This window comes from Acetobacter sp. P1H12_c, assembly GCF_018811975.1.
Taxonomy (GTDB): domain Bacteria; phylum Pseudomonadota; class Alphaproteobacteria; order Acetobacterales; family Acetobacteraceae; genus Acetobacter; species Acetobacter persici.
Genome location: NZ_JACRVR010000039.1, coordinates 1 through 23773, shown reverse-complemented (window position 1 = coordinate 23773; position 23773 = coordinate 1). Strand labels below are relative to the sequence as shown.

The following is a 23773-nucleotide window of genomic DNA, read 5'->3' as shown; positions in this document are numbered from 1 at the left end:
AGATCAGGTTATCGCTTGCAGAACGCAATATCACAGCCTGTATTCCGCCGAAGAAGAACCGGAAATCAAAGCCACCTTACAATTGGCATCTGTATAAAAAGCGCCATCTGATCGAAAACATGTTCGCAAAGCTGAAAGACTGGCGACGTGTTGCGACCAGATACGACCGCTGCGCTCATACATTCATGTCCGCAATCCACATCGCAGCAAGCTTCATCTTCTATCTTAAAGAATGAGTCCTGAGCCTAGCTGGTTAAGGCGAACGATTGGTCCCCAAAGCTCTAGTTCCTTGGGCTTGCCAGAAAACAGTTTTTCAGACTCTGTCTCTGTCGAACGAAGTTCAGCAAGCGCAACATCCGCTTCGCGCTGCTTATCGAAAGCACCTGCATTGTATCCACGCCAGTGCCCGCATGAGTAAGTGACAATGACTGATATAAGTAACATCGCTGCAAAAGTGCAGATAGTCTGGGCTTCAATGAGTTTTACCCGTTTCGTCAGTGCTTTTTCACTTTCTCTTGCGATTGTATTGCCGATATCCGAAACCATTTTGACCTGAAGTGTCGCTGCGAGAGCGTTCAGCCGCTCGGTCTCCTTCTCAGAAAATTCAATTCTTTTATGCAATGCATACGTTATTTCATTTTCCGCCTTGATATAAAGTTCACTAAGATGGCTCTGTTGAGCACGCAGTGCTTCGAGCGAAGCCTGCCACGCAACAATGAGGGGCATAACAGGATCATCGTCCCGCATTCCGTGGTGACGTGCGACTTCTATCAGTGACTGTCCTGTCTGGGATGTTTCATTATTCTCCGTCAAGAAAGGAGAGGTAGAAACGGGCATATCCATGTTCTCCTTTCCGCACCTTATGGAAGCCAGTGCTGCACTTCCGAAAATGCTTTTTTCATATTGTCCCGCCACATCCTTGTTCTTTGCCTATCGATCAGACCAAGGGGAGGCAGGTCATCTTTTGTTTCGCCATCGATAGCTCCCATGAAGCTGATCCTGCGGCGTTCGATTTCGTGTGCGCATCCCAATGTCAGCATCACGACGATGTCACCACTGCGAGCGAGAATCTGTTGTATGATCTCACTTTCTGCGATCGAATCAGAAAATGCGGTCGCTTGTGGTATATGCAGTGGAACACAGAACTGATTGAAAACAATGATCGTTGCATCGGGGGCAAACAGACTGTCAGTTTCGAACGACTGTAAATAAGCGAGATCGTCCGAATCTGGTCCGACGCAATGGATGGCGACAGGTTGGATTCCCTGACCTTTGAGAAAAGAGACAAGCGATAATTCATGCGCTACATGCTTAAGTGTCTTGTCACCCGCTCCAAAGTCGACAATTAGTGATTTTCGACTCTTGATCTGTGTTTCGATCTGTTCCTCAAACCACTTTGTTACTGTGACATGGTCTGCTGAGGCCGGTGAGGACGCATCCGGAAAATACGTCGCAAGCGTCTGATTCGTGCAGTCACCATCAGCAACAATCACTTCGCGTCCTGCATTCCGCGCTTCTTCGACAGCCCATCGGGTGAAAAAGCTTTTTCCTCTGTTGCCGCGGCCGGTGGGGAAAAGGAAAATCTGACCTGTTTCGACCATTTGATCCTCGTCGTGTAATCGCAAGCTGTCATCAGTGTCGTGCTGCGCGTCAGATTTCATGAAAGCGTTCTTTCGTGTTTCATAATCTGTCTGCACAGACATCATGAAACACCACAAACGATCAACAACAATATTTATAAACTACACTATAAAATCGAAATGAAAATGAACCGATAAATTCTATACTTCCATTTCTATATGTGCCTGCGCATGTCTCATTGTGCCAAAAACGATCTGTTCGAATGCAAGAAAGATTATCGAAACAAACATCACATCACTGTGAAGTTCATTTGCCACCTTTGGCCGGGCCGATCCGAGGTGGCAGAGGCAGTGTTCCTGCACGAATCCTTTCCTGTGCCCGCCGCAGTTTGTCTTCTGCGGAACGGGAGCTGCCGGTGGTCGACGTATCCGGGCAGGTTACGGCATGGCTGGTGGTAGCGTTGCCAGCCGGACGAACTGACACTGAAAACGATTGCGCCGGGGGCGTAATCGCTGGAAGGGCACCGGTGTCAGGGAACCGCACTCTCGGCGATACAGCCTCGCGGGTGATATGCTTTTCTTTCGCCAGTCTGCGGCGCAGGCGATACCAGGTCTGACGGGCGGTGTCCGGTGACGGCCTCTGGCCAGAGGCGTCCTTCAGCCCGCGGGAAATGAAAAACTCCGTCAGCATGCGCCAGTCCGCCCGGCTTCCGATCTCTTTCTGGAGATCGGAAAAATGATCTTTCATAAAAAGTGCCAGCGTATTCCGCCCATATGCGCGACGGGCGCTGCGGATCAGACTCCCGATATCATCGTTGGCCTTCCTAGTCATTGCAGCCTCCCGTAGCATGCATGGGTCGTCCAATATCCATGACTGCGTGCTGCGCCAGCACACAGTCCGTACCAGAGCGGACAGATGTCCCGCATATCCCCTACCGCCGTTACCGGAAATCCGAAACGGAATCTGATGATCTTCTGATACGGCACCCTACGACATCTTTCATGAAAACTGTCCCTTTTCATGTGAACTGAAGAATTCCCCGGATCTGACACAATCACCTACCCCCTAGAATCAAATCTTTCTTCCGGCCAGCTTCAACCGACGGAAATCGACGCTGGAACCCGGATCATGGGTGTTACGAAAACGTCTCCTGTCCGCGTCAGATCCGTGACAGAAATCCAGAGTAAAGATAATCACAGACCAAGGCACCCTTAGTGCGCTTCCTGCCGGATTCAGACGAGTGACACCACAGCCGTCACTGACAGGCCATGACAGCGCCTCGCGCACTGCCGTCTGCAGAACGGAGTGCCATAACGGAAGACCTTCCATGTCGTCCGTATCTGCGGTCTGAGAGAAGGCAGTCGGACAGAGGGACATCCTTGGTCCTGAGGGCTGGCGATGAAGGGACTGGTCCCTTCGTTCCCAGAGAAAAGGATGTGGCGTTTGGGCCTATGTGCTCCCGCCGTATCTTTTCTCGCCTTATCAGGACATGTTTCATGACACGGATTTCATCTTCTTTTTTCTCTTCCACCTCACCGGTCGGTGCGTTGTGCGCTGATGGTGTGGGACACCTCACGTCCCTTCGCCTGCGCCTGCTCAGCTGGTGGCCGGCCAGCCCCCTGACCCGCTTTGCCGAGGGCAGCCGTTTCGTGGTTGTGGTGCAGAATATCCTGTGGACCCCGCTCACCGTCTCGACGGTGTTGAACTATGTCCGCATGATGGACCTCCATCACGACGCCAGCGGACGGCTGTGCTTCGATGACCCGCTGGTCTTTGCTGAAGAGGGCATGGACGCACCAAACGCCATCGCCGTGTTCAATTATCACTTCCTGCGGCGCTTCCTCGCGGATGACGATCCGGCTCTGACCCTGCCGGGCCTGTGCCTGCATCGCGCGGCACGGGAGCTCTGGCCGCATCTGATGTTCCATACGCCGATGAGTCTGATCGTGCATGCCGCCTCCAGCGGCCGGCTGGCGGGGCTGGCGCCCGAAGACCTGCTGGGCCTGACAGATCCCCAGAGGGATCTGATGCTGTTTGACGCTCTCAGCAGGCAGATCAATCCGTCGGACCTGATCTGCCTGTCGGCCTCCACAGCGGTGGACGCCGCCCCCGTCATCAATGGTCTGGCTGTTGACCCGCACTGGTTCAGCACGGAGTGCGCGCCCGGCTACAGCCTGCACGCCGGACTGGAGCATCTCGGTGTGCTCGACTGCCCTGAAGACGATCTGCTGCCCTTCAATCTGTCCCGCACGGATTACTGACGCTTTTTCTCTTTTTACTTTCTCTCCCTCAACACCTGTTTTTTTCATGGCCTGCCCCAGATGGCTTTTCGGTCTCCGGACGCGTCACGGCGTGCCGGTGTCGCTCTGCGTCTGCAGGGCAGGTCGGACCAAGGATGATCCCTTATGTCTGCCGACCATTTCTCTCTGGCCCAAACGGACCTCGACAGGCTGATCACTGTCTGGCTGCAGATGCACGATGTGCTGCTGCCCGCCCTGTGTGTCGCCCGTGATGACGGTCCAGACGATACGCTCCCCTTTGGCCGCCCGCTGGAAGGCCATGTGCTGCTGCTCGGTGATCTCCTCGATGATTTTGGCGAGACGCTGCAGGAGATCATGGACCGTCCGGCCTCAGTGTGAAGGCCGGATCTCTGGGGCGTCAGACCATCACCCAAACCAAGCTCATCACTCTGCCATTGGACCGAAACTCTTCTGTCCAATGGTTCTGCATAGGATTTTCATCATGCGTTATCAGACCACGCGCCATCAGGCCGGTCGACACGGCGTCTCCCGCGCCATCCATCGTTTTCGCCAGACCCGTCGTCTCTCGCCCTGGGATGCGACAGAGCATGACCTGCAGGTCATGGCGGCACTTACCGAGCGGTTGGGTGCACCGCCGGTCTCGAACATGATGCGCTATTGCGGTCCCGAGGCCCGGCATCTGGACCAACTGGGCGAAAGCCTCGGCGACTGGCGGCGGATGCTCGAAGCACTCGCTCGCCGTTATCCGGATCTGCCGCGCTCGGGAGCGCAGGCCTCGGATGGCACGACACTGGACTCAGCACCCGAGCGCATTGTCTGGGAAACCCTCGTGCAGAGGGTGCCCGATGACCTCGACCTGCGCTGCCATCCCTGGCTGGAAGACGGGCGGTATCTGCGCAGCGATTTCGGTCTTTGCGCGCCAGAGGAGGAGACCCCTCTGGTCTGTATCGAGGTAATGGGCATGCTGGGTTCTGACCAGATCTGCCGGACGGATGTCGAGGAAGCCTCTCTGGACCGTCTGGCGGAAAAGCAGGACTGGTTCAGCCAGCCGGACCGTCCGCTGCTGCGCGTGATCTGGCTCGACATGATGGCGCACCCGGACTGGCTGGAGGCCATCTGCGCGGAAGCCATCGAAGCGGCTGTCGCGCAGACGGCCTGTGGCATGAAGAAATTTGCCGAAGTGAAGGAGAGAATACCGGGGCGGAACTTCCGGCAAGAAAAGCGCGGCTCTCTTCCTGCTTCACGCGGGCGAGCGCGTAAGTGAGGGAAAGGAGGTCTGTCGTTCTCCAGCCTCCCCGATGGGAGGCTGGTTACCATTCAGTCGTTTTTGTCATCATATGGCGGCAGCAGTTCAGGCTCTGGCTTGTCCTGCTCTCTATCAGTCTCTTCTGCCTTTTCGATGCGGGTTGCACGCCACAGCAGGACGGGCGCAGCAAGAAGAAACAGAATGCCGGAACCGGGCGTGAAATAGAGATGGAAGGTCGAGAACGCAAAAAGAAAGCTGCTCGTCTCTGTCTGCGAGGATTGTAGAAAAACGTAGATTTTGACGAGACAGAACAGCGCCATGCCCCATGACGCGCGATCACAGTAAAGACGGGGGATATTGAACGACGCCCGTCGACGACTGAGACAGGACGCACCAAAACTGGCGATGGTCAGCCAGAGTATGATGCCCAGAATATGAAACCCGCTGAAGCCAGCGTGCTGAACCGACGTCATATTGCGTTCGGCATGGCGGTAAGCACAGGACAGAAACCCCGCCAGAACGGTGCTGCCCAGTGCTGCCAGGACAAGTTCATCGGGGGTCTCCCAGAACAGACCTAACCGGGTCTTGATCCCTTCAAAATCGATGTCATTCCTGTTCATGGCGGGGTCTTTTTATTCTGTGTCGATGACGATGCGTAACTGATAGGCCTGTCTGGCTGCCGACCAGCTCCAGACAGGAACCCTTGGCCCCGCTCCACCGAAACTCAGATCGCGAACCCCGTCATGACGGCTTTCCAGAATGGCAATGGCGGCAGCGGAATTCTGCCACACGACATGATGTGTTCTGTCGAGAAGGGTATAACGCGCGCCATCGCCCCCGAAGCAGGTCGTATCTTCCTCGATGACCGCCGTGAGGGTGCCAAGAGCACCCCCAACATCGAGAGACAGAATTTTAGGTGTCACGCCTGTGTTGCACAGATCGTGATACTGTCCGGCTGTTTTCGTGAGGTCTGGCACGGCCTTCAGGGTAGCGATATCCGAGGATGTGGCCTGTCGGGCCTGTTCCGCGCTGAGCCAGTGTGCGTTAGTCACCATCTGTTTGTCACTCTGATGACCCGTCTGCGCGTGCGCAGAAACGGTGAGCAGCACCATGGCCGACAGTGGTAAAGACAGGAAAGGTTTCATGAAGAGAGTCCGTTTCATGGAGGACGCAGAAGTCACCCGGCATCCGGGATGCCGGATGTTAAATCAGAAGACACCGCTTCCGCTTTTGACGGCCGAGGCATTCATGGTGTGATGCCAGACGACGTCTCCGTTAAAGAGAACGGTCAGAGTTTTCTCGGTGCCATGTGTGCCCTGATGAAGATCGCCATACAGCGGAATGAAGTTCGCCGCGTCGGAAGACGCGTTGGTGAAGGAGTAGCGCCATTGTTCATGACCGCTATCGGTAAATGAGCTTTCACGGGGATCGCCGAACAGGGCCCGGATCTGGGCTTTTGTCGTGACGCCATCCTGAATTTTCTGGTCGATGGAGGTCACTGTTTCGTTCTTCAGGCTTTCGTTACCTTCCGATGCGCAGCCAGACAGCAGGATCATGGCCGTCAGAGAAACAGCACCACCGAGCATTTTGAGAGAGCGTGAGGACATAGAGATATTTTCCTTTTTTGTGAGAGGATGATGAAAAGACTGTGGCGTTGGGATCAGTCGGATCCTCTTCTGTCTCGCCGACTGTATTCGTGCAGAATTATTTGTTTTATTCAGTAAAGATGGCTTCTATTTAGGATCTATTCAGTCGAGCCCATAGAACCGCCGCCGTTCTTCTGCGGTCTTGCGTTTTTGCAGCATCGGCCTGCGGGGATAGACCCATGCGACAAGCCCGAAACAAAACGCGAAGACCGGATGAAAGGGGATCGACATGATGATCCCGCACACGGCGCAGACACCGGCTGAGAACCCCGTCATGTCACGAAGTTCCTTGCGGTTTTCAGCTTCTTCCGCGCCATATTCTTCTTCATAGGCAGCAAGGCGGGCGGCTTTTTTGTCCGAGGCGTTCTGACCGGCCTGCAGAATGGCGTCATTGAGGGGCATTACACTCTCCCGGTCAGTCATGACGGTGGAACAGCAGCATGCCCAGCACATAGGTAAAGAGCATGATGGCGATCGGATAGGGGACATCAGTGGCCATGAGCCAGTCGGCAAATTTATCCAGGCACACCAGCAGGATGATCCCGACCACCACAACGACGATGATAAGGACTGTCAGAAGCAGCATGTCAGGATGCTCCTGCGCCATAAGGAACAGAAAACACGCTGAACGACGCGATCCGACAGGGTGTACGACCCCAGACTGGCAGAGAAACCATCATGACCTCCCGATGGCAAAAGGGGCGGAAAGCGCCGACCCTGCATGCCCGATAGGAGGGATAATTTACGAGATATCGCCTGCCGTCAATACGAAATATCGTATTTTATGACAATTGGCTTTTCGCCGGTCATTTAAAGCCAGACCATTACGGTCTGGGCACACCACCGGTCCACACAACTTCGCCCAGAAGCCGGAAACAGTCCAGTCTGTTTTCTTCGATATCCTGCGGCGGATAGCGATGGTTGTCAGTTATGACCCGCACGCCACCACCCAGACGGGGATCGAGGCGGCGGATCATCAGCGTGCCGCTGCTTTCCAGCGCATAAAGCGCGCTGGCGGTGACGGTCGTCACACTACGGTCGACGATCACCAGATCGCCCGACGCCAGCGTGGGCTCCATCGCATCGCCCTCGCTGGTCATCAGGCAGAGGGCCGAGAGATCACGGGCGATGGCGCTCTGCAGCCAGTCACGACCGATCCGCAGGCCATCCTCGTGATTATCGTGCCAGGGAATGACAATCTGTCGGGTTGTGCTGACTGTTCCGTCCGGACTGTCGATTCCGGGACCGGTGCCGTGGCCAAAGGCCAGCCAGTCCAGGGAGACACCACAGACGCGGGCCAGTGAAGCAATGGCGGAGAACTTCATCTCTCCCCCGTTCATGTAGTCCCGCAGGGTTGTGTAGGGAACGCCGGCAGCCTTTGCGGCGTGAGTGATGCCGATGCTCTGAGCAGCTTCACGGAGACGTTCGCCACGCTCGCGCATCAGGCGGATCTGTTCATCCATGAGCTTGCGCTTCTGTCGGCGTTTGCGGGCCAAATCTTCTGTCCTCATCACAAAATGAGGATGCTATACGGATTCCCGCTTGATATGTAAGTCGGAAAAGCGTAGTTCTGTGAATCGTAATGTTGCGGGACCCGTCACTCATCATGGTCAGATCCTCGCACAGAAACGGCGTTCTGTCGAAGGGATTATCATGCCGGAAGATCCGCTCCTGCCTCCACCCGCACACGCCCCCGCCCCCGGTCTTGAGGACCTCCATGCCGGGCTGCACGACGTGCTGCGCCTGATCGAAATCGAGCATGCCCTGCTTCGCGGGCGGCTGGAAAGCCTGAAGGCTGACAGCGAGGGCGCGAGATTGCTGGAAGGGGTCATGGTGCTTGGCACCGTCCTTCAGCAAAGGATGGCAGGGCTGTTGCAGATCTGCCGGGAAATCGGAAGGTTGTAAGTAGGCGGAGTGCCGCGATCTGCTCTGCAGTGTTATGGGTGGACGCGAAGTGTCTTCCTGATAATCTCCGAAAAGCAGCAGCTTTGGAGGATGAGTGAAATGTCCGGTTCCGAAATGCAGGCTCAGAAGCAACGTCCTATTCTAGTTGCGGACCGGTTCAATAGCTATGATTTGCGCCCGCTTCCGAGATCATCATATAATCATATTACGTAATTATTGGCGCACCAGACGGTCGCTGAACTCATGGCGAGGGAATTAATGTCTGCTCAAGAATTGTTGTTGCCTCGTCTTAATCAGGCTCTTGCGTCCATCATAACCGCCTGTGATGCTGTAATGGATGGGCCAATTAACGACAAAGGTGAAACCGTTGAACAAGCCCTTCGGCCGATTATGCGTCGATTGCTACTTAACCAAACACTTGGCCAATATTCACTGCTTGCAGTCGCTGGGACACAAGGTGCCGGTAAAACTACTCTGATCAAATCTCTTTACGACCTAAAAGGTGAAGATGCAGGGTGGCTGAAGGCTAACGAAGGACGCGGCGAAACCTATCCTATTCTGATTACTGAGGGAAACCCGACAGCGCCCGTTGAGGGTTTTTTGTGGAAACTTGAGGTAAGTGGTGATCGAAGAGAAGTAGTTAGGCGCTCACTGATTGATGGATCGAGAAGCGTAGAAGAAGCCCAACAAGAGTTTAGGCGAGCAGCAAGCGAGCGCGACACCGACGAGCTGCTTGTCGAACTAAGCCTCCCCGGAAAGTTGAAGTTGGGTCCACGCAAAGGCTGGCTTCTTCTTCCAGGATACGAGGCCCGTACAGCAGACAACGAAGCTTGGCAGAGCACAATGCGTGCTGCACTTGCAGGGGCAAGTGGTTCAATCATAGTTACAGACGAAACGCGCCTTGCCAAAGATCAGGCCGATCTTATTCGGGATGCAGCCAAAAGCGCTCTTGGCAATATTGACCCTGTAGTCGTCGTTACCAAAACTGAGGACTTTAAGGCAGATCCAGAACGTCTAAATGCCTTGAAAGTAAGGGCAGCCGAAGCGTTTGATGTTTCGATCAGACAGGTGCAATGCGTCGGAGTTTCAGATGACCAAACATACACTGATGCATGGCGAAACGGGCTAAAAGAAAAAATCAATCAGTTCGTTGCGCACGCGGGTGGGGGTATCCAGGATATCCGACGTACAGACTTAAACAATCTTATACGTCAAGACTTAAAGCGTACCCTCATCGACCTAAACCGGCATGTGCGTATTACTCTGGGGGGACAGAACGGCACTGACGCGCAAGCTGAACGCTTACGAGAGATGCTTGAAGAGTTTGATGATTCTGCTACGCGACTTCGCAAAAAATATGGCAAAGCCATTCGAGGAGTTGTAGATGTTCATGCAAGGGCGGCCGCGGGCTGGCTTGAGAAAAAGGTTGCTCAAGATTTTGAAGGATTTCTGAATCATGCCAGTACTTTTTTTGACACTGACACCGAGCGGCTGTTAAAGCTCAAAGCTGTCGTAGTCGAGGCCGATAAGCACGGCGGGCAACTCGCATCGAAGACTGCGACAGCTCTTATAGGGCCTGTTCAAGAGGTTCTTGCGAGACCAAAAGGGTTTGGGCATTCTCATGTTCTGGAGCCTTTGCGTATCGGGGCCCCAATGGATGATAGGCAATATACGGCCATTCCTTGGGAGCGTGGTGGGGATATAAAAAACGCCAGTTCTCCTGCACATGCGTTAATTACACTATTTTCTCCTATGACCGGAGCAGAGTCTGGAGAGAAACTCTCAGGTCTCGACGATGCAATAAAGATGCTACCAGCATTGACGCTTGAGTGGGCGCGAGTGGCGAGCGAAGTGCCTGCTGTTGTTGTGAATACATCTTCAGCTGAAGCAACCGTTGTTGACCCTGTCGCCTATACACTTCAAAATCTTGGTCCGGCCGCTGAAAACGCACAAAACCTGATGAAAACGGTTGCGCAAACCATGCTGGCAGTGGATGTCGCCAGTGCTGGAGCGAGCGCTGCTGGCGCGGCGGTTGGGGGTGTCCTCGCGAACCCGGTGGTACTTGCAGGTACTGCTCTCCTTGCTGTGGGATACCTGGGGGTAAATATGCTTCAGGAAATCCGGGTCCACGATCGTGCAAATCGCGCCAGTGGTTTAGCGATGCTGCAGGCTGCTCATGACGCTCGGATCCAAGAGTATATGGACGCCTTTGACGACTTAATGGAAAAAGCACGGGACAATCTGGAATATGTACTGCGGCGTCGTTACCGCATATCAGATGCATTGGCAAAGAAAGACCGAATTGTGCATGCGATCGCCGTTGCACAGCAACTACGAGAGGAATTTACAGAAGGACTTGATCCCTTCTAAGATGTGTTCGGATTTGCACGACTAAAGGTTGATATGTGACGGAGGCGTTTTTATCTCAGGAAGATTTGGCTCACGCCGTGCCTGTAATGGCGCTTGACTGGGCATTCAGAGCTCACAGTCGATTTCTGGGTAGCCTGTCATCTGAGGTGCGCCGGTATATGGGAGAGCGGCGAGAAGAGGCATATGCAGTAGTCTATGGACGAACCCAAGTTGGGAAAAGCACTCTAATCCTAAACCTTTTGGGCTTACGTCCAGACGCCATCGGCGTAGTCTCGACTGTGCTGCGAGGCGGTAGGGCAACTGGATATTCGTCAACAGCAGTGCCGACAGAATATCGATGCAGCCATGGCGAACATTGGCGTATCCACTGGAGCGCCAAAACGCATAAGTGCGCCTCAGACTGTGAAGCTGAAGCAGAATTCGCTCAAGTAAGAAAAGCGATGGAACAAAATGCCGTATCACCTACGGCGGGGGTGTGCGTGGTCGAGATCCCGGCACGCCACTTCGATAATGATACCACGGGTGCACGCGATACCCGCATTTTGGATCTTCCGGGTATAGAGGCGGCAGATTCGGTCGAGCGAGAATTTGTCGAGCGCGTTGCTAGGAGCTTGGTCCCTAACGCAGATCTAATCTTACTTGTCGGGCGCGCGGATGACCTGTCTTTTCTATCGCCAGAGCATGTTGCACTCCCTGGTATCGCGGACTGGCAATGCAGCCCTCGTCGTTTTCGTATAGTGACAACATATTCATTCACACCCGAAAGCGTTCGGGAGTTTGCAAGAGAGACCGGATGTGTGGCTGATGTTACAGCGTATCGGGCCCGTCTTATCTCAGAACTGCAGAGGTTCCGCCCGCTGCAACCAGAGGCACTAAACCCCGATCTCTATTTTCCTCTCGAGTTTGGGGACTCATGGAAGCGCTCCGGCCTTGATCAAACCCCACTTAAGGCCATGGTAGACGGGTTGATGGAACATCTGCGTCGGGATATCGCAGATGCAATGTCTCCAATAGGTCGTCTAATGGGCGCGCTCGACGCTCATATTGTCGTTGCCAAAGTACACGAAGCGCGATTGAAGGTAATTGCGGAATCAGAAAAAAAACTGGAGAGTGCGCATGCTGCCCGCGCAGCTGCTGCAGGACAGCTTGAGAAAAAGCTTCAAAAAGAAACAGATTGGCTGGCTAAGAAAAAAGCTGCTGTCGCGATCATTACAGACGCTACAATCACTCATGGTACGGATGCTCTCGTCGAGAGGTTGCGTAACTGGGCTCTTGGCAAACTAAATGAAATTCAGGAACAGATAACCGATAACAAAGATACTGGCACGTTCCTAAGTGTTATCGACAATGCGACGCACTCTCTCAAAAGACGTATCCCGATGATCGCTGAAGAGTTATTTCTGGACGGTGGCGTGGAACCTGCTGCGTTCTGGAGACGAGTTTATAAGCACTCAGTTCCAATGAAAGCGGAAAATGTGTCGGCAATTGCCGAACGTGAATTCGCTGCATTACGGTCGAAACTCGAAGACTACGTATTCGAAAGTTACTGGTTCACGGGCGAAGGAAGCGACTACTTTTGCGATGTTAATGCTCTTATCGCTGCTTACGAGCGTCTGATAGAAGAGGCAGCAGCAGCGTTTACGAGCGAACTCTCAGCTCGTGCGGAGGAAATCCGCTGTCAACTGTACGATGAAATGTGCCAACTTGAGAGTAAAGCTCTCGGAACGAAACGTTATCTTATCGCCGAGCAATTAGTTATTGATCAGATCAAGTTAGATCTGACCGAGCACAACGATGCCCGTCGACGTGCAGAAAGCAGGTGCCAAGAGGAAATGGAACGGAGCAACCAGTTTATCACGTTGCTTGCGGAGGAATATAATCACACGGTGGAAACTACGCTTCACCGTGTAATCAATGCCCCGGATGCGGTGACAGCGTTTGAAGAACTTGTGTATGGCTCGATGTTACCTGAGGCCCGCAACGGCGTGTTGGCACGAATCGGTAACTTAGATAGATAATGAAAAATAGAGAAATATTATGAATGAAATTAAACTTAAAAACCTCGAAACTCCGCCTGAAGTGATCGCGAAAAAGGAACAAGAACTTGGCGAGCTTCTTTCTCGCGTGCTCGACACGCCGCTGCGACCTGTATGCGCTGCGCTTGATGGGCTAGGCGTCTCTGCAACACAGACCATTAAACGATTGGACGCCCTCACTTCCGAAGTTGGTGCGACCGATGAGAACATGATTACCTTACGAAAAAATTTGAAGGCGTTACAGGAAAGACATGACTTACTTGATCTCCATCTTGGCGAAGCCTTTGGCAGGCGGGAAAAAGCAGAGGAAAGTGTGCAAGGTGCAATTATCGCCGTGCAAGTCGCCGTTAGAGAATTACTTGCGGAGACTGCGCGGGCTACACAGATTGCTAAGGATGCAGCAGCCACGACCGCTCGCGACGCAGAACTGTTGCACACATGTCGTATTGCACGAGATGAAGCACAGCTTGCAGCACAGGGTGCGGTTAGGCGCGGACACATTATGCTATGGTTGCTCGGTATTGCATTGTTTTTCATATGCAGTAGTTTGGCAATAAATATTATTATATTCTTTTACGAAGACATTGGTTTTCACAGATAGAGTTATTGATTTAATTAATATTAAAAAAATAAAATTTAAAGAATTAAAACCACATATTTAAGAAAAAATTCCTTTCAATATTAATGCATGTTTTCTTCAGGCGTCGGCACAAGCATAAGTCAAATTCAATCTTCATCTTGAGGCCGCGACATCTGTCGGGAGTGGATTGACAGTGATTACCTGACCGGCTGTCAACAGCACAACTAGAGCATAATCTGACCTAACTGATTCGTTTTAGGATTCCCTTTTGGGGCGAAATCTGATTCACCCTGATTGCCGGGATGGAGGCCGGCGATCATGACCCGAGCACTATCGTCTGATCTGCGGCGGCGAGCCATTGCTGCGGTTTCCTCTGGTATGACCCGCCGGGCGGCTGCCGAGCGCTTTGGTGTTTCCGCCTCCAGCGTGATCCGGTGGGTAGCGGAATGGCGTGCGAGCGGCCGGGAGCACGCGCTACGGCAGGGTGGCGATCGTCGTTCCCATCGGATCGAAGTGTGGTCGGGCGTCCTGCTGGCTGCGATTGAAGCCAGGGCCGACATTTCCCTCATCGAACTGGCGGAGAAACTCGCTGCGGAACACGGGGTCCGCTTCGCACCGAGCACGATCTGGCGCTGCCTCGACCGTCACGACATGACCGTCAAAAAAAACGGCGCACGCCAGCGAGCAGACACGGCCCGACGTCGCAGCAAAACGCGAGGCCTGGTTCGACAGCCAGCCTGACCTCGATCCGGCCCGTAAGCTTCCGGTGTGAGACGCCTTGTGGATTTTATGGTGTGGTGATGTGTTCTGTTCATGACAGAGCGATCAGAACAGAATGATGCTTGTGTCGCAGCGACATTCGCTGCGACACAAGCATCGCGAGCCCTTCATCCGGTTATTGAAATTGTTGGCGAACGGCGCCGGGCCTATGATGACGCGTTCAGACGTCGGGTTGTGCTGGCTTCTTATGAAACTGGTCAGTCAGTCCGTGCTGTTGCGCGCCAGTTTGGTGTCCACGTCAGCGTCGTTTACCGATGGCGTCAGAGACTGGATTTCGTAAACCCGTCTTGACGTGCCCCCTTTTTTGTATCCACTCAAAAGGAGAGTTCCCGTTTTTTATGGCTTTGGGTTGATGGGATGACAAGTGTCTCGGGGGCATGCCCCCGAGACACTTGTCTGGCGACCTGATCCGGTGTCCTGCCACCCAGCTGGGAATGGGGGCGCACCGTATTGTAGTCTTCCCGCCAGTCAGCCAGAATCTGTCGGGCATGGCTGAGAGACGTGAACAGCGTCTCGTTGAGGCATTCATTCCTCAACCGGCCGTTGAAACTTTCGACAAAGCCGTTCTGTTGCGGTTTCCCAGTGGCGATATAGTGCCATTCAACCTTCATCTCATCGGCCCATTTCAGGATGGCATGGGATGTGAACTCGGTACCGTTGTCGCTGACAATCATGAGGGGTTTGCCATATCGTTCCACCAGGGCCGTCAGTTCCCGCGCCACACGACCACCTGATAATGACGTGTCGGCAACCAATGCCAGGTTCTTGCGACTGAAATCGTCGATAACAGCCAGAATGCGGAACCGGCGGCCACAAGTCAGAGCATCCGAGACAAAATCCAGGCTCCAGCGCTGCCCGGGTTCCTGAGGGATGGTCATGGGAGAACGCGTCCCCAGTGCCCTCTTGCGGCCACCCCGATGGCGGACTTTCAGCCCTTCCTCCTGGTAAAGGCGGAACATCTTCTTGTGATTGGGGCTGAATCCTTCCCGCGCCAGAAGATAACCCAGGCGGCGATAGCCAAAGCGGCGTCGTTGGTCCGCCAGTTCCCGTAGGCGCTGGCGCAGGGCAGCATCGTCCGCTCCGGTAGAAACATACCGCGCGACACGCCTGGCAACACCAACAAGCGCACAGGCTCGGCGTTCACTCAGGGCCAGAGCTTCCTGAATGTGTCGGACCGCCTGCCGTTTCGCGACAGGCGTCACCACTTTTTTCCAACGATTTCCTTCAGCGCCGCGTTATCCAGCATCGCATCCGCCAGAAGACGTTTCAGGCGGCTGTTTTCATCTTCCAGCGCCTTCAGCCGTTTGGCCTCGGATACCTCAAGGCCACCATAACGGGTCTTCCATTTGTAGAAGGTCGCGTCACTGATCCCGTGCTTACGGCAAAGATCAGAGACCTTCAGCCCGGATTCCTGTTCTTTCAGGATCCCTATGATCTGCTCTTCCGTAAAACGACTGCGCTTCATCCGTCCGTATCCTTCTCGATCGGACTCTACTTTTAAATGGTTACATTTCCGGGGGGCACGTCAGTACGCTTCGCCATTACGGAAAAGTGCCTCTTCTGCGAGACGTAAAAGAGGCGGGCATCTACTCAAAAATAGCCATTTCCTCTTCGAAGTCATCACTGCGCTGGGCTTGTCCGCGCGCATCAACAGCCCGCTCGATCAAACGCTTCCTGAGCTGCGCGCTGATTGCAGCCGCTCGAGCATAAAGAAATTTCTCAAAATCATTGTCTGTGATGCCAAAACGCTCAAGATCGCCGATCAGATGCGATTTCATCGATTTTTCGAGGTTCGGATTGGCTTTCTTAAAGGTCTTCATATAAACAGACGGTGCCTTCGCACCAATCTCGCGCTTGTTTAGATAATCATCAACGATAGTGATGTTGACGATATTGTTGATGCGCCATTCTTCCTCCTCTTTCTTGGCAAGATATGCCCTTGGGAAAAAATGGTGATAGTTTTTGCTGTTCGCCTGCTTCAGCCAGTAATTGCTGATATTGACGACAGCATCGTCGCTAAATGATTTGGGCTGCTGATAAGCGTAAAGGCACAGAATCGCTTTGATCGAGCTGCGTCCAGCGTTGAACCAGCCATTCTCGATCAAGAATTCCGGCGAAATATCAATACTCCAATCATAGTCGGGAGAGCGCCCCTTCAGAATCCGATCGATGCGGCGAATATCCTGCGCGAGCTTGCTTTCGACAGATGAGGAATACCGTGCCCCGAGGCTGCAGCGCCAGAAAAAGTCTTCGAGTTGCGCGCGCTGATCTGTATCTGGCTTGTCGGGATGATAGTAAAAAAAATACGCAAACGGCACGAGCAGGGTGTTGTAGGGGAGGAGCTTGGAGACCGGAATTCGATAGGTGTGGCGGAAATACTCCACCGCTCGCTCGAAGGCATCAATCACCTTCGGCCATTTTTCGATGAACTCACTCTTCTTCAGTTTGAGGATGGTCTGCTTTTTGCAATCCTTGGTAAGGATCAAGGAAATAAGCTGGAGCAAAATTGCGTCCGATACCGTCTCATAGTTGACAGTGGTAAGCCGCTCGATGAGCCCTTCATATTCAGCTGAAAGATCAAAACCTTTTTCTTCATCGAAGGTCTTTGCGACCATGATCTCAAAGACGCTCAGCGCTTTGCCGCCGACGTTGATCCGGGTAAAAATCTCCGTGGCAACGTCGATCGCGACGTCTCGAACCTGAATGATTGAGAAATCATAGCTTTCGATCCGGCGGCGGTAGTCAGAAATTTTGCTGTGATACTGCGCAGGGAGCGCCGCCAATTCCGCAAACGAGCCATGTAAAAGGTCTTTCAGGCGGATAAAGGTATTGGCTTCCAAGCCGTCAATGTCAGTGGTGACAATCTGATCGTCTTCTCCGGCTTCAAGGTTCACAAACATATCTGAAAAGTCGTCGCTGTGCCCCGAGTTGCGCGCGACCGTGATGCCGCGGATGGCGGCGTAGAGGCTGGTCAAGCGCTGTTGACCGTCCAGGACAAAGGCCACGCTCTCACCTTGCTTTGGGGCAGGCAGTGGAGCGTTGCCGAGCTCGCGCACGCTCCTCAAACGATCTTTTGTCGACCAGAAAATGAAGGTGCCGACAGGATACCCCTTGATGACGCTATCCAGCAGCGCCGCGGACTTTTGGAGCGTCCAAACAAACTCACGCTGGAATTGAGGAATTTTGACCTGCCCCCGTTCGATGTCGGTCAGCAGCGAAGAGTAGTTCGCATGAGTGGGACTAGGAAGAGACATGGGCCATCCAATCTGTGCTATTGGTTTTATACTATTGCTCAGTGAAATAGTCGGAAAGTAAGTTTGTCATGGTCGGGTGCACCCATCACTTTGGCAATAGCAGGTTCGTGTGACAGAATTCGATGGCCGTTGAGCGAGCGAACTCGTCTCCTGCATCTGCCGCGACAGGATCGAAGATGCTCAATGCTGCTCGAGCGATCTCACTGTTTCGTTTGTCTTGATTCAGGCTCAAAGCTATTTTCCCCGTAAGTCCCCATACCTGCGAGGAGCAAGCTAAAAATCCACTACAACTATCTACGGCTGCGCTATTAATTTCTGCAAACAGGTCATGCCGCTGCAAACTTCGAGGCCGCAAGTTTCAAACACTGGCTGACACCTCTATTGCCTGTCCTGAGGTCACCAGCACAATCAGCCCACGCTTAATGCCGGTCATGTCGAGATAAGCGCGAACCTGCGTGCGATAGTGCTCGATTGTCGCCGCAGTTGGCTGCACATCGCTCTTCCAGTCGATCACGACAGAAGGCTTGCCATGGCTGTCGAAACTGGTCGCATCGGCAATACCGACCATCGCCTGCTCGACTCCTTCGACCTCAACCGTTGCATAGACGGTTAGCTCAGGCACCAGACTGGGACGTAGTTCGGTGATTGCCGGCAGGTTTAGGGTCCGCACTACGCAACCGGCGAGTTCGCCTGGATTTAGGCCTTTGGCAGAATCGTCCAGCACTGGTTTACCGATTTCCAGGATGAGGGCTTTCGCCCGATTCGTCAGCGCCGCCTCGCCGGCATCAGTCTCGCCTGTCAGTACCTCTTCAAGCAGTTTATGCAGGACGAGCCCTCGCTCGCGCCCACCCTGAATGCTCTGCGCTGGCCCTTCGTCATCGGGCTGGTCGTCATCGCCAGCTGCCCAGATCTCTGCAGTTTCGGGCGTCATTACCGGGCCGGCGTGGCTTTCATCGCGGCTCGGCGCGAGCCAGACGAGGCGCTGGCGCTTGTCGAGGATTGCGGCGGCTTCGGCGGCAAAGCTATCCCGGGTCTGGACGTTGACTGCATGTGCCGCTGTGGGACCCATCCCTTCGGGCAGATGCGAGAGATCGAGCGCCAGCAGTTCGGTCAGCGACAGATCGACCAGCGAAATCCAGGCGGACTTGGACTGTGCAGCATTAAGGCGTGGCAGCACCAGCAATTCGCGGGCACGGGTTGCCGCGACATACCAAAGACGGATCCGTTCGCGGTTGAGTTCGGCTTTCTCGGCGTCGAATACCGCTTCATAGCCTGCGGGCTTCACGCCGAAGACTGGGCAGTAGAACGTGTCGCTGTCGCGATCGGTGATGGCGCTATCGGACGCCTTAATTCCCGTCATCGTGTTGATAGGGACGACGATCGGCCATTCAAGCCCTTTGGCGGCGTGCATGGTGTAGAGCGCAACCGCTTCTTCCTGTGCATCTGGCCGCCCTTCGACGGCGCGCGCCTCGCCGGTCCAAGCCGCCGTCATCGTCTCGGCAAAGGCGCGCAATCCGCGTACCATAAAGGCTGAGGTCAGGCTCAGATAGAGATCGACATTGGCAAGCGCGCGCTCCGCCTGACCGCGATGACGCGCCAAGAGAATGGGCCGCACCCGCAACGTATCGATTGCCTCAGACAGAAGCTCATGCGGCGTGGTGCTGTTGCATTGACGCTGGAGCGCCTGGAGTTTCTCGATCGTGGAACGAGCCAGCGGATGCGCGATGTCGGCCGGATCGACACCAAGGTCGAAACGTGGAAGTTTGCCGGGTGCGTCCTCAGCGCGGGGCAGCACCCAGATGATGTCAAGCAGTTGTTCTTCGGTTAGCCCGACTAGCGGCCCACGCAGCAGCGCGCCGAGCGCGAGAGTATCTCGGCGATCGGCCAAGACGCGGGTGAGCGCGATCAAGTCCTGGACTTCCTGGCGGCGGAAAAAACCTTTGCCAGCTTGCGTCGCGACCGGGATGCCATAGCGCTCCAGAGCTTCCTCATAGCGCCACAGGTCGCTGCCCGTAGGCGCGAGCAAAGCGATGTCGCCCGGGCGGCACAAGCGCCCTGCGCCGGTACGCCGATCGAAGATCATCTCACTACCGATAAGCCGGGCGCACATCTGCGCGACGGCCTCCGCCTCGCCATCGCGCTGTTGCTCGATCGACGCTTTACCGTCCTCTCCGGCGACCGCGACGTCGAGTGCGGCAATACACAGCGCTTCCCCGCGATCGGCATGGAAGGGGGCGAGCGCAGTGAAGCCGGGTTGGCCGTCGCTCGAGAGCGGCCTCTCGAACCGCTCGTTCACAAAGGTGAGGATCGGCGCACATGACCGGAAGTTGGTCGAGATCGACAGGACGCTCTCCCTGTCCTGAGCGACGAAAGCATCGCGGGCGCGGACATAGGCCGAAACGTCGGCACCTCGGAAACGATAGATCGCCTGCTTGGGATCGCCCACCAGGAAAAGGGCGCCGGGGCGGATTACGAAACTGGTCCAATCGCTCGTACCCCCGGCTTCCGTCGGCTCACCGCACAGGCGCCAGAAGATTTCGGTTTGGAGCGGATCGGTGTCCTGGAACTCATCGACCAGTACTTTTGAGAAGCGATCAGCGAGTGCGCGACGCACATCATCATGATCTCGCAGAAGAGCACGCGCCGCGAAGATCAGATCGTCGAAATCGAGCAGTGCGGCAGATCGCTTGTAGTTGCGGAAATGATCGAGCACAGGGCGCACTTCGCCAATCAGGTCGGCAAGGACGCGGCTCGCGACATTCTGGGTGAGCGTCTGCCATGTCACACAGCAGGCTGAATAGGCTTCTTCCGCTGCGAGATTGAGCCGCTCGCCATCTGCTTTGGCGAGACCTTCACGTTTGGCCGCTGCGATCCATTTGGTTTGCTTCTTGAAGACCCTGAACGTGCCGGTCGTGGTGAAAAGGTCGAGATGCCGTGGCAAAATCAGCAGCTTTACGAGACCGGCGGGCATATCGATGCCGGGGCCGCTTTCAAGGTCAGCCGCCATTTCCGCAAAGCGCTCGGCAAAGACCGCCGTCTCTTCCTCGACGGCTGGTGCAGTGCTGATAAACTCCGCAAAATCTGCTGCTGCTGAAAGAAATGCTGCGAGATGCGGAGCAAGTGCCTCTGATGACGGTGCGGTAACGGTACGCCGCTTGCGCAGGTGATCGACGATTCGATGGATGAGGCCCACCGCCTCGTCAGGACTATGGAGCACCATTTCGGCAATGAGGCCGCCCTCGGCACCGGAGAGCCGTTCACGCAACCACGCATCCACGATTTCGCTGAAGGCAAAATCGGCCTGATTACGATCCATGACACTCGCGCCGGGATCGATATCGGCTTCAACTGGATAGGGTTTGATCAAGCGCTGGCAGAAGCCATGAATAGTCGAGCAGGTGATCTCATCGATATGCGCCGCCGCCTTTTCGATGTGTGCTTGCCGCTGTTCCGAGAGCCCATCAGGAAAAGCGATCTTGAGTTCGGTCGGGATCGTGCCCGCAATAAGCTCGTTCACAAAATCGCTTACGCGCACAAGGAGTTCACTCGCGGCCAGTTCGGTAAACGTCACCGCTGCGATCGACTTCGGGGGCACGCCTTCTGCCAGCAAGGCAGCAATCCGGCCTGCCATGACGGCGGTCTTGCCCGATCCGGCGCCCGCTTCCACGAGGAGCGATAGGTCGTGGCTGCTAATCGCAGTACGGCGCGCAGCATCGTCCCGCAGGATATTCAGATCGGCGATCATTACTGGGCCTCCCAGACCAGAGCAGCATCACCGAGGAGCTCGGTGGCAGCAAGTGTTTTGCGTTTGCAGTAGGTAGCGCCGGCGTTTGCGGGCAATGCAAAGGCGAGATCGTCATATGGCCCGCCGGTGTCCGGCCCGATCAACGCATGGCCAGCGCTCAAGCTGGTGCTAGCGGCCCGGAGATAGCCGGTAAGTTCGGCAAGAGTCGCTTCGGGGTCGGTGAGCTGAATATCTGTCTCGGTACGCGGATAAAGTAGCGAGGCGCGGATCGACACGTCGGCCCCCAGGAGGGCTTTCACCGCGAACGCGTAGAGGCAGCGCTGCAACTCACAGCCACCATTGATACTGATGTCATTCTTAGGTGGTCGACCAGTCTTATAGTCGCGGACAAGCGCGCGCCTACCATCCCCCGAAAGGTCGAGCCGGTCGATATAGCCTTTGATCGCAAAGCCAGTTTCGGGGATCGCGACCGGGGTCGCTGCGTCCCAAGGGCTGTCGGCGCTAGTCTTGGGTGTGGCGCCACCAAAGGCCACCTCGCCGTAGGAACGGGCGTCGTCCAGATGCTCTCCACGATAGGTTAGTGCGCGTTCTGCAAGTGTACGGGCATCATCGAGCGTACGTCGCCAGATAACCGGCGGCGGAACTGCCCGCTCATTTTCCCAGATGCTCGCGATACTTCTTGCGGCGACTTCGATAGCATCGGAGATCTGAGCGTCGCCTGCATTGGCGAGGCCTCCATTTGCTTCCAGAGTCTGAAGCGCGAGGTCGAGAGTCATGTGGACGAGATCGCCCATCGCCAGTGGGTCGAGCACCAGCGGCTCTTTACCACTCTCAGGCATCTGCAGACGCATACCGTAGCGCCAGACGAAGCTCAGTGGGCTACGCAGGAGCAACCTTAACGAGCTGGCCGACTGGACCCGTGCGAGGATATCGAGCAGCAGCGGGTGGCTCGCGCGAACCAGTCCATCATGCGGGGTAATTTCCTTGCGGTGCCAGTCGCGCCAGGTGGTAAGGGCACTGATGGCCTGACTATCGTTCGCGAACTCATCCGGTCGTGCCATCAGACGATCGGTCTCGCTGAAGGCATGTGCGGGGACGGCGTTGCGGCCGATGTAGTTTTCTTCCGTGACGGGTCCGAGTAACGCGCTCCGGCCGAGCAGCCGCCCGTCACTGTCGCGCCTCGCACGCGACATCGTGACCTCGATTTCGGTTGTTGTCAGAATGGTCTCGAAATCGCGCCGGTCCGCAGCGTTGATCGGGAGCGGATCGAGCTCGGCAGTGGTAATAATGTGGTCGGAGAGGAGACGATCTTCGGAAATCCTGCGCGGCCAGCGTGATGAGTTAAGCCCGATGAGACGCACATAACGACGCGGCGATGCTGCAAGCTCGCTTGCAGGCATCCATGCCAGCGACACGCAGGCCTCAAGGCCGTCATCCTGCTTCAGATTTTCGAGCGTCCTATCGAGCGACACCGAGGGGCCAGCGAGTAAAGCTTTGCGCCAGATTGAAAGCGCTCGGCCGGTCAGGAACGCAGCGCCGACCTCGTCGGCTGCTGCATATCCCTTGGCCAGCAGGTCGACGATCCCACGCAACGCCGGCGTGTGATCCTGCTCATCAGGCCAGTCCGCAGGAATCAGACGAGAGAGCAGTCGATCCCAGGCGCTAAGAGAGGCCAGTGGTGCATCGGCAGGCAGAACGCGCAACCACCCTTGCGGCAATGACTCGAACGGGCTGTTCTTCGGCCCACAAAGCGCGACGAGCCTGCGCATGCGGGTTTGCGAGACCCCGCGGATCAGAATATCGGCAAGCGCCGCTGCGGCTTGACCCTCGCGGGTAGTGGTGACTTTAATGCCATGGACAAAATGAAGGTCCAGGTTGGCATCCGCACGCAAAGCAAGAAAATGATCGTCGTATTCGCCGGGCGAGGCAGCAGCGATAGCGATGTCGGCAGGATTGACGCCGTCTGTCACGATGAGCGCACGTGCCCAACGGATCGCCTCAATCGCTTCGTGATAACTGGTAGCTGCACTGACCATGTGCTGCTCAGGTGCCAATGCTGGAGAGCGGCGCACTTTGATATTAATCGCGGCAAGCCATGCCGGAACAGGGCGCGATCCTGCTGTCCGCCGTCAGGATCTATGGGACGAAATTGGTGAATTGAATAATGGAGGATTTCTGGCTCATCGTAACGACGAAGGAGTGAAGTATGAGCCAGAAATCCTTGCCGGAGACGACATCGGGGGAACGGTTGATCCGCGATATCCGCCGGGCGACGCGTCGGCAGTATTCGGCGGAAGAGAAGATCCGCATTGTGCTTGATGGCCTGCGGGGCGAGAGCAGCATAGCTGAGCTGTGCCGCCGTGAAGGTA

Annotated in this window: 23 protein-coding genes and 1 pseudogene; 11 read left to right on the top strand and 13 right to left on the bottom strand. The window is 55.3% G+C overall.

Annotation, left to right across the window (positions count from 1 at the left end):
- A partial coding sequence (locus KP699_RS14110) for a transposase (RefSeq protein ID WP_215763073.1) occupies window positions 1-236 on the top strand: 236 nt, incomplete at its 5' end.
- On the opposite strand, the gene KP699_RS14105 is transcribed toward KP699_RS14110, so the two are convergent.
- From KP699_RS14105 to KP699_RS14095, 3 genes are all read right to left on the bottom strand, one after another.
- Window positions 226-837: a hypothetical protein gene (locus KP699_RS14105; protein WP_215763072.1), complete on the bottom strand. Its 612-nt coding sequence runs from the start codon at window positions 835-837 to the stop codon at window positions 226-228. The two genes, KP699_RS14110 and KP699_RS14105, sit on opposite strands and share 11 nt — an antisense overlap.
- 23 nt (window positions 838-860) lie before the next feature.
- Window positions 861-1661 (bottom strand): hypothetical protein, encoded by an 801-nt coding sequence (locus KP699_RS14100; RefSeq protein WP_215763071.1) that lies wholly within the window; start codon window positions 1659-1661, stop codon window positions 861-863.
- 226 nt (window positions 1662-1887) lie between these two features.
- The gene (locus KP699_RS14095; RefSeq protein WP_215763070.1) at window positions 1888-2412 is read right to left on the bottom strand and encodes a hypothetical protein; all 525 of its coding nucleotides are present in this window, start codon (window positions 2410-2412) and stop codon (window positions 1888-1890) included.
- A 665-nt stretch (window positions 2413-3077) separates the two neighbouring features.
- Here KP699_RS14095 and KP699_RS14090 point away from each other — a divergent pair.
- The 3 genes from KP699_RS14090 to KP699_RS14080 all read left to right on the top strand — a co-directional run bounded on the left by KP699_RS14090 (window position 3078) and on the right by KP699_RS14080 (window position 5106).
- Complete coding sequence (locus KP699_RS14090) at window positions 3078-3842, top strand: hypothetical protein (protein ID WP_215763069.1); 765 nt, start codon at window positions 3078-3080, stop codon at window positions 3840-3842.
- Between the two features lie 144 nt (window positions 3843-3986).
- Window positions 3987-4220 (top strand): hypothetical protein, encoded by a 234-nt coding sequence (locus tag KP699_RS14085; RefSeq protein ID WP_215763068.1) that lies wholly within the window; start codon window positions 3987-3989, stop codon window positions 4218-4220.
- 103 nt (window positions 4221-4323) lie between these two features.
- Window positions 4324-5106 carry a hypothetical protein gene (locus KP699_RS14080; protein WP_252347088.1) on the top strand — a complete coding sequence of 261 codons (783 nt, stop codon included), beginning with the start codon at window positions 4324-4326 and terminating at the stop codon, window positions 5104-5106.
- A 53-nt stretch (window positions 5107-5159) separates the two neighbouring features.
- Here KP699_RS14080 and KP699_RS14075 read toward each other — a convergent pair whose 3' ends face one another.
- The 6 genes from KP699_RS14075 to KP699_RS14050 form a co-directional block, all read right to left on the bottom strand.
- Entirely contained in the window at window positions 5160-5708 is a 549-nt protein-coding gene (locus KP699_RS14075) for a hypothetical protein (RefSeq protein WP_215763067.1), read from the bottom strand.
- 12 nt (window positions 5709-5720) lie between these two features.
- A complete protein-coding gene (locus KP699_RS14070; RefSeq protein WP_215763066.1) occupies window positions 5721-6233 on the bottom strand; it encodes a hypothetical protein in 513 nt (170 codons plus the stop codon).
- A gap of 63 nt (window positions 6234-6296) precedes the next feature.
- Window positions 6297-6695, bottom strand: coding sequence for an outer membrane protein assembly factor BamE (locus KP699_RS14065; protein WP_086642075.1), 399 nt, complete (start codon window positions 6693-6695; stop codon window positions 6297-6299).
- Window positions 6696-6836: 141 nt separating this feature from the next.
- Window positions 6837-7136 carry a hypothetical protein gene (locus KP699_RS14060; RefSeq protein ID WP_077929804.1) on the bottom strand — a complete coding sequence of 100 codons (300 nt, stop codon included), beginning with the start codon at window positions 7134-7136 and terminating at the stop codon, window positions 6837-6839.
- A gap of 13 nt (window positions 7137-7149) precedes the next feature.
- Entirely contained in the window at window positions 7150-7320 is a 171-nt protein-coding gene (locus tag KP699_RS14055) for a hypothetical protein (protein ID WP_215763065.1), read from the bottom strand.
- A 238-nt stretch (window positions 7321-7558) separates the two neighbouring features.
- Window positions 7559-8197, bottom strand: a complete 639-nt coding sequence (locus KP699_RS14050) for a LexA family transcriptional regulator (protein WP_215763074.1) — start codon at window positions 8195-8197, stop codon at window positions 7559-7561.
- A gap of 190 nt (window positions 8198-8387) precedes the next feature.
- Here KP699_RS14050 and KP699_RS14045 point away from each other — a divergent pair, with 190 nt between their 5' ends.
- The 6 genes from KP699_RS14045 to KP699_RS14020 all read left to right on the top strand — a co-directional run bounded on the left by KP699_RS14045 (window position 8388) and on the right by KP699_RS14020 (window position 14696).
- Window positions 8388-8639, top strand: coding sequence for a hypothetical protein (locus KP699_RS14045; RefSeq protein WP_215763064.1), 252 nt, complete (start codon window positions 8388-8390; stop codon window positions 8637-8639).
- 243 nt (window positions 8640-8882) lie between these two features.
- Window positions 8883-11009, top strand: a complete 2127-nt coding sequence (locus KP699_RS14040) for an ATP-binding protein (protein ID WP_215763063.1) — start codon at window positions 8883-8885, stop codon at window positions 11007-11009.
- A gap of 35 nt (window positions 11010-11044) precedes the next feature.
- A complete protein-coding gene (locus KP699_RS14035; RefSeq protein WP_215763062.1) occupies window positions 11045-13027 on the top strand; it encodes a hypothetical protein in 1983 nt (660 codons plus the stop codon).
- 19 nt (window positions 13028-13046) lie between these two features.
- On the top strand, window positions 13047-13646 hold the full coding sequence (locus KP699_RS14030) for a hypothetical protein (RefSeq protein WP_215763061.1): 600 nt from the start codon (window positions 13047-13049) through the stop codon (window positions 13644-13646).
- Window positions 13647-13943: 297 nt separating this feature from the next.
- Window positions 13944-14366 (top strand): helix-turn-helix domain-containing protein, encoded by a 423-nt coding sequence (locus KP699_RS14025; protein WP_215763060.1) that lies wholly within the window; start codon window positions 13944-13946, stop codon window positions 14364-14366.
- A gap of 72 nt (window positions 14367-14438) precedes the next feature.
- Complete coding sequence (locus KP699_RS14020; RefSeq protein WP_252347087.1) at window positions 14439-14696, top strand: transposase; 258 nt, start codon at window positions 14439-14441, stop codon at window positions 14694-14696.
- 23 nt (window positions 14697-14719) lie between these two features.
- Here KP699_RS14020 and KP699_RS14015 read toward each other — a convergent pair.
- From KP699_RS14015 to KP699_RS14000, 4 genes are all read right to left on the bottom strand, one after another.
- Window positions 14720-15870, bottom strand: a protein-coding gene (locus KP699_RS14015; protein ID WP_215763059.1) for an IS3 family transposase whose coding sequence is annotated in 2 segments (ribosomal slippage) — window positions 14720-15612 and window positions 15612-15870 — 1152 coding nt in all. Because the reading frame shifts where the segments join, the coding sequence is not laid out codon by codon here.
- 121 nt (window positions 15871-15991) lie between these two features.
- A complete protein-coding gene (locus KP699_RS14010) occupies window positions 15992-17659 on the bottom strand; it encodes a DUF262 domain-containing protein (RefSeq protein ID WP_215763058.1) in 1668 nt (555 codons plus the stop codon).
- A gap of 358 nt (window positions 17660-18017) precedes the next feature.
- The gene (locus KP699_RS14005) at window positions 18018-21404 is read right to left on the bottom strand and encodes an exodeoxyribonuclease V subunit beta (protein WP_215763057.1); all 3387 of its coding nucleotides are present in this window, start codon (window positions 21402-21404) and stop codon (window positions 18018-18020) included.
- A complete protein-coding gene (locus KP699_RS14000) occupies window positions 21404-23440 on the bottom strand; it encodes a PD-(D/E)XK nuclease family protein (RefSeq protein ID WP_215763056.1) in 2037 nt (678 codons plus the stop codon). The genes KP699_RS14005 and KP699_RS14000 overlap by 1 nt, the downstream gene beginning before the upstream one ends.
- A 170-nt stretch (window positions 23441-23610) precedes the next feature.
- Here KP699_RS14000 and KP699_RS13995 point away from each other — a divergent pair.
- A pseudogene (locus tag KP699_RS13995) lies at window positions 23611-23773 on the top strand (IS3 family transposase); the annotation flags it as partial.

Bases quoted from the DNA above. Each gene is read 5' to 3' on its own strand.
- KP699_RS14070 (WP_215763066.1), bottom strand. From the start codon at position 6,233: ATGAAACCTTTCCTGTCTTTACCACTGTCGGCCATGGTGCTGCTCACC.
- KP699_RS14020 (WP_252347087.1), top strand. From the start codon at position 14,439: ATGACAGAGCGATCAGAACAGAATGATGCTTGTGTCGCAGCGACATTC.
- KP699_RS14005 (WP_215763057.1), bottom strand. From the start codon at position 21,404: ATGATCGCCGATCTGAATATCCTGCGGGACGATGCTGCGCGCCGTACT.
- KP699_RS14065 (WP_086642075.1), bottom strand. From the start codon at position 6,695: ATGTCCTCACGCTCTCTCAAAATGCTCGGTGGTGCTGTTTCTCTGACG.
- KP699_RS14105 (WP_215763072.1), bottom strand. From the start codon at position 837: ATGCCCGTTTCTACCTCTCCTTTCTTGACGGAGAATAATGAAACATCC.
- KP699_RS14090 (WP_215763069.1), top strand. From the start codon at position 3,078: ATGACACGGATTTCATCTTCTTTTTTCTCTTCCACCTCACCGGTCGGT.
- KP699_RS14055 (WP_215763065.1), bottom strand. From the start codon at position 7,320: ATGCTGCTTCTGACAGTCCTTATCATCGTCGTTGTGGTGGTCGGGATC.
- KP699_RS14050 (WP_215763074.1), bottom strand. From the start codon at position 8,197: ATGGATGAACAGATCCGCCTGATGCGCGAGCGTGGCGAACGTCTCCGT.
- KP699_RS14080 (WP_252347088.1), top strand. From the start codon at position 4,324: ATGCGTTATCAGACCACGCGCCATCAGGCCGGTCGACACGGCGTCTCC.
- KP699_RS14010 (WP_215763058.1), bottom strand. From the start codon at position 17,659: ATGTCTCTTCCTAGTCCCACTCATGCGAACTACTCTTCGCTGCTGACC.
- KP699_RS14000 (WP_215763056.1), bottom strand. From the start codon at position 23,440: ATGGTCAGTGCAGCTACCAGTTATCACGAAGCGATTGAGGCGATCCGT.
- KP699_RS14060 (WP_077929804.1), bottom strand. From the start codon at position 7,136: ATGCCCCTCAATGACGCCATTCTGCAGGCCGGTCAGAACGCCTCGGAC.
- KP699_RS14025 (WP_215763060.1), top strand. From the start codon at position 13,944: ATGACCCGAGCACTATCGTCTGATCTGCGGCGGCGAGCCATTGCTGCG.
- KP699_RS14030 (WP_215763061.1), top strand. From the start codon at position 13,047: ATGAATGAAATTAAACTTAAAAACCTCGAAACTCCGCCTGAAGTGATC.
- KP699_RS14045 (WP_215763064.1), top strand. From the start codon at position 8,388: ATGCCGGAAGATCCGCTCCTGCCTCCACCCGCACACGCCCCCGCCCCC.
- KP699_RS14100 (WP_215763071.1), bottom strand. From the start codon at position 1,661: ATGAAATCTGACGCGCAGCACGACACTGATGACAGCTTGCGATTACAC.
- KP699_RS14085 (WP_215763068.1), top strand. From the start codon at position 3,987: ATGTCTGCCGACCATTTCTCTCTGGCCCAAACGGACCTCGACAGGCTG.
- KP699_RS14075 (WP_215763067.1), bottom strand. From the start codon at position 5,708: ATGAACAGGAATGACATCGATTTTGAAGGGATCAAGACCCGGTTAGGT.
- KP699_RS14040 (WP_215763063.1), top strand. From the start codon at position 8,883: ATGGCGAGGGAATTAATGTCTGCTCAAGAATTGTTGTTGCCTCGTCTT.
- KP699_RS14095 (WP_215763070.1), bottom strand. From the start codon at position 2,412: ATGACTAGGAAGGCCAACGATGATATCGGGAGTCTGATCCGCAGCGCC.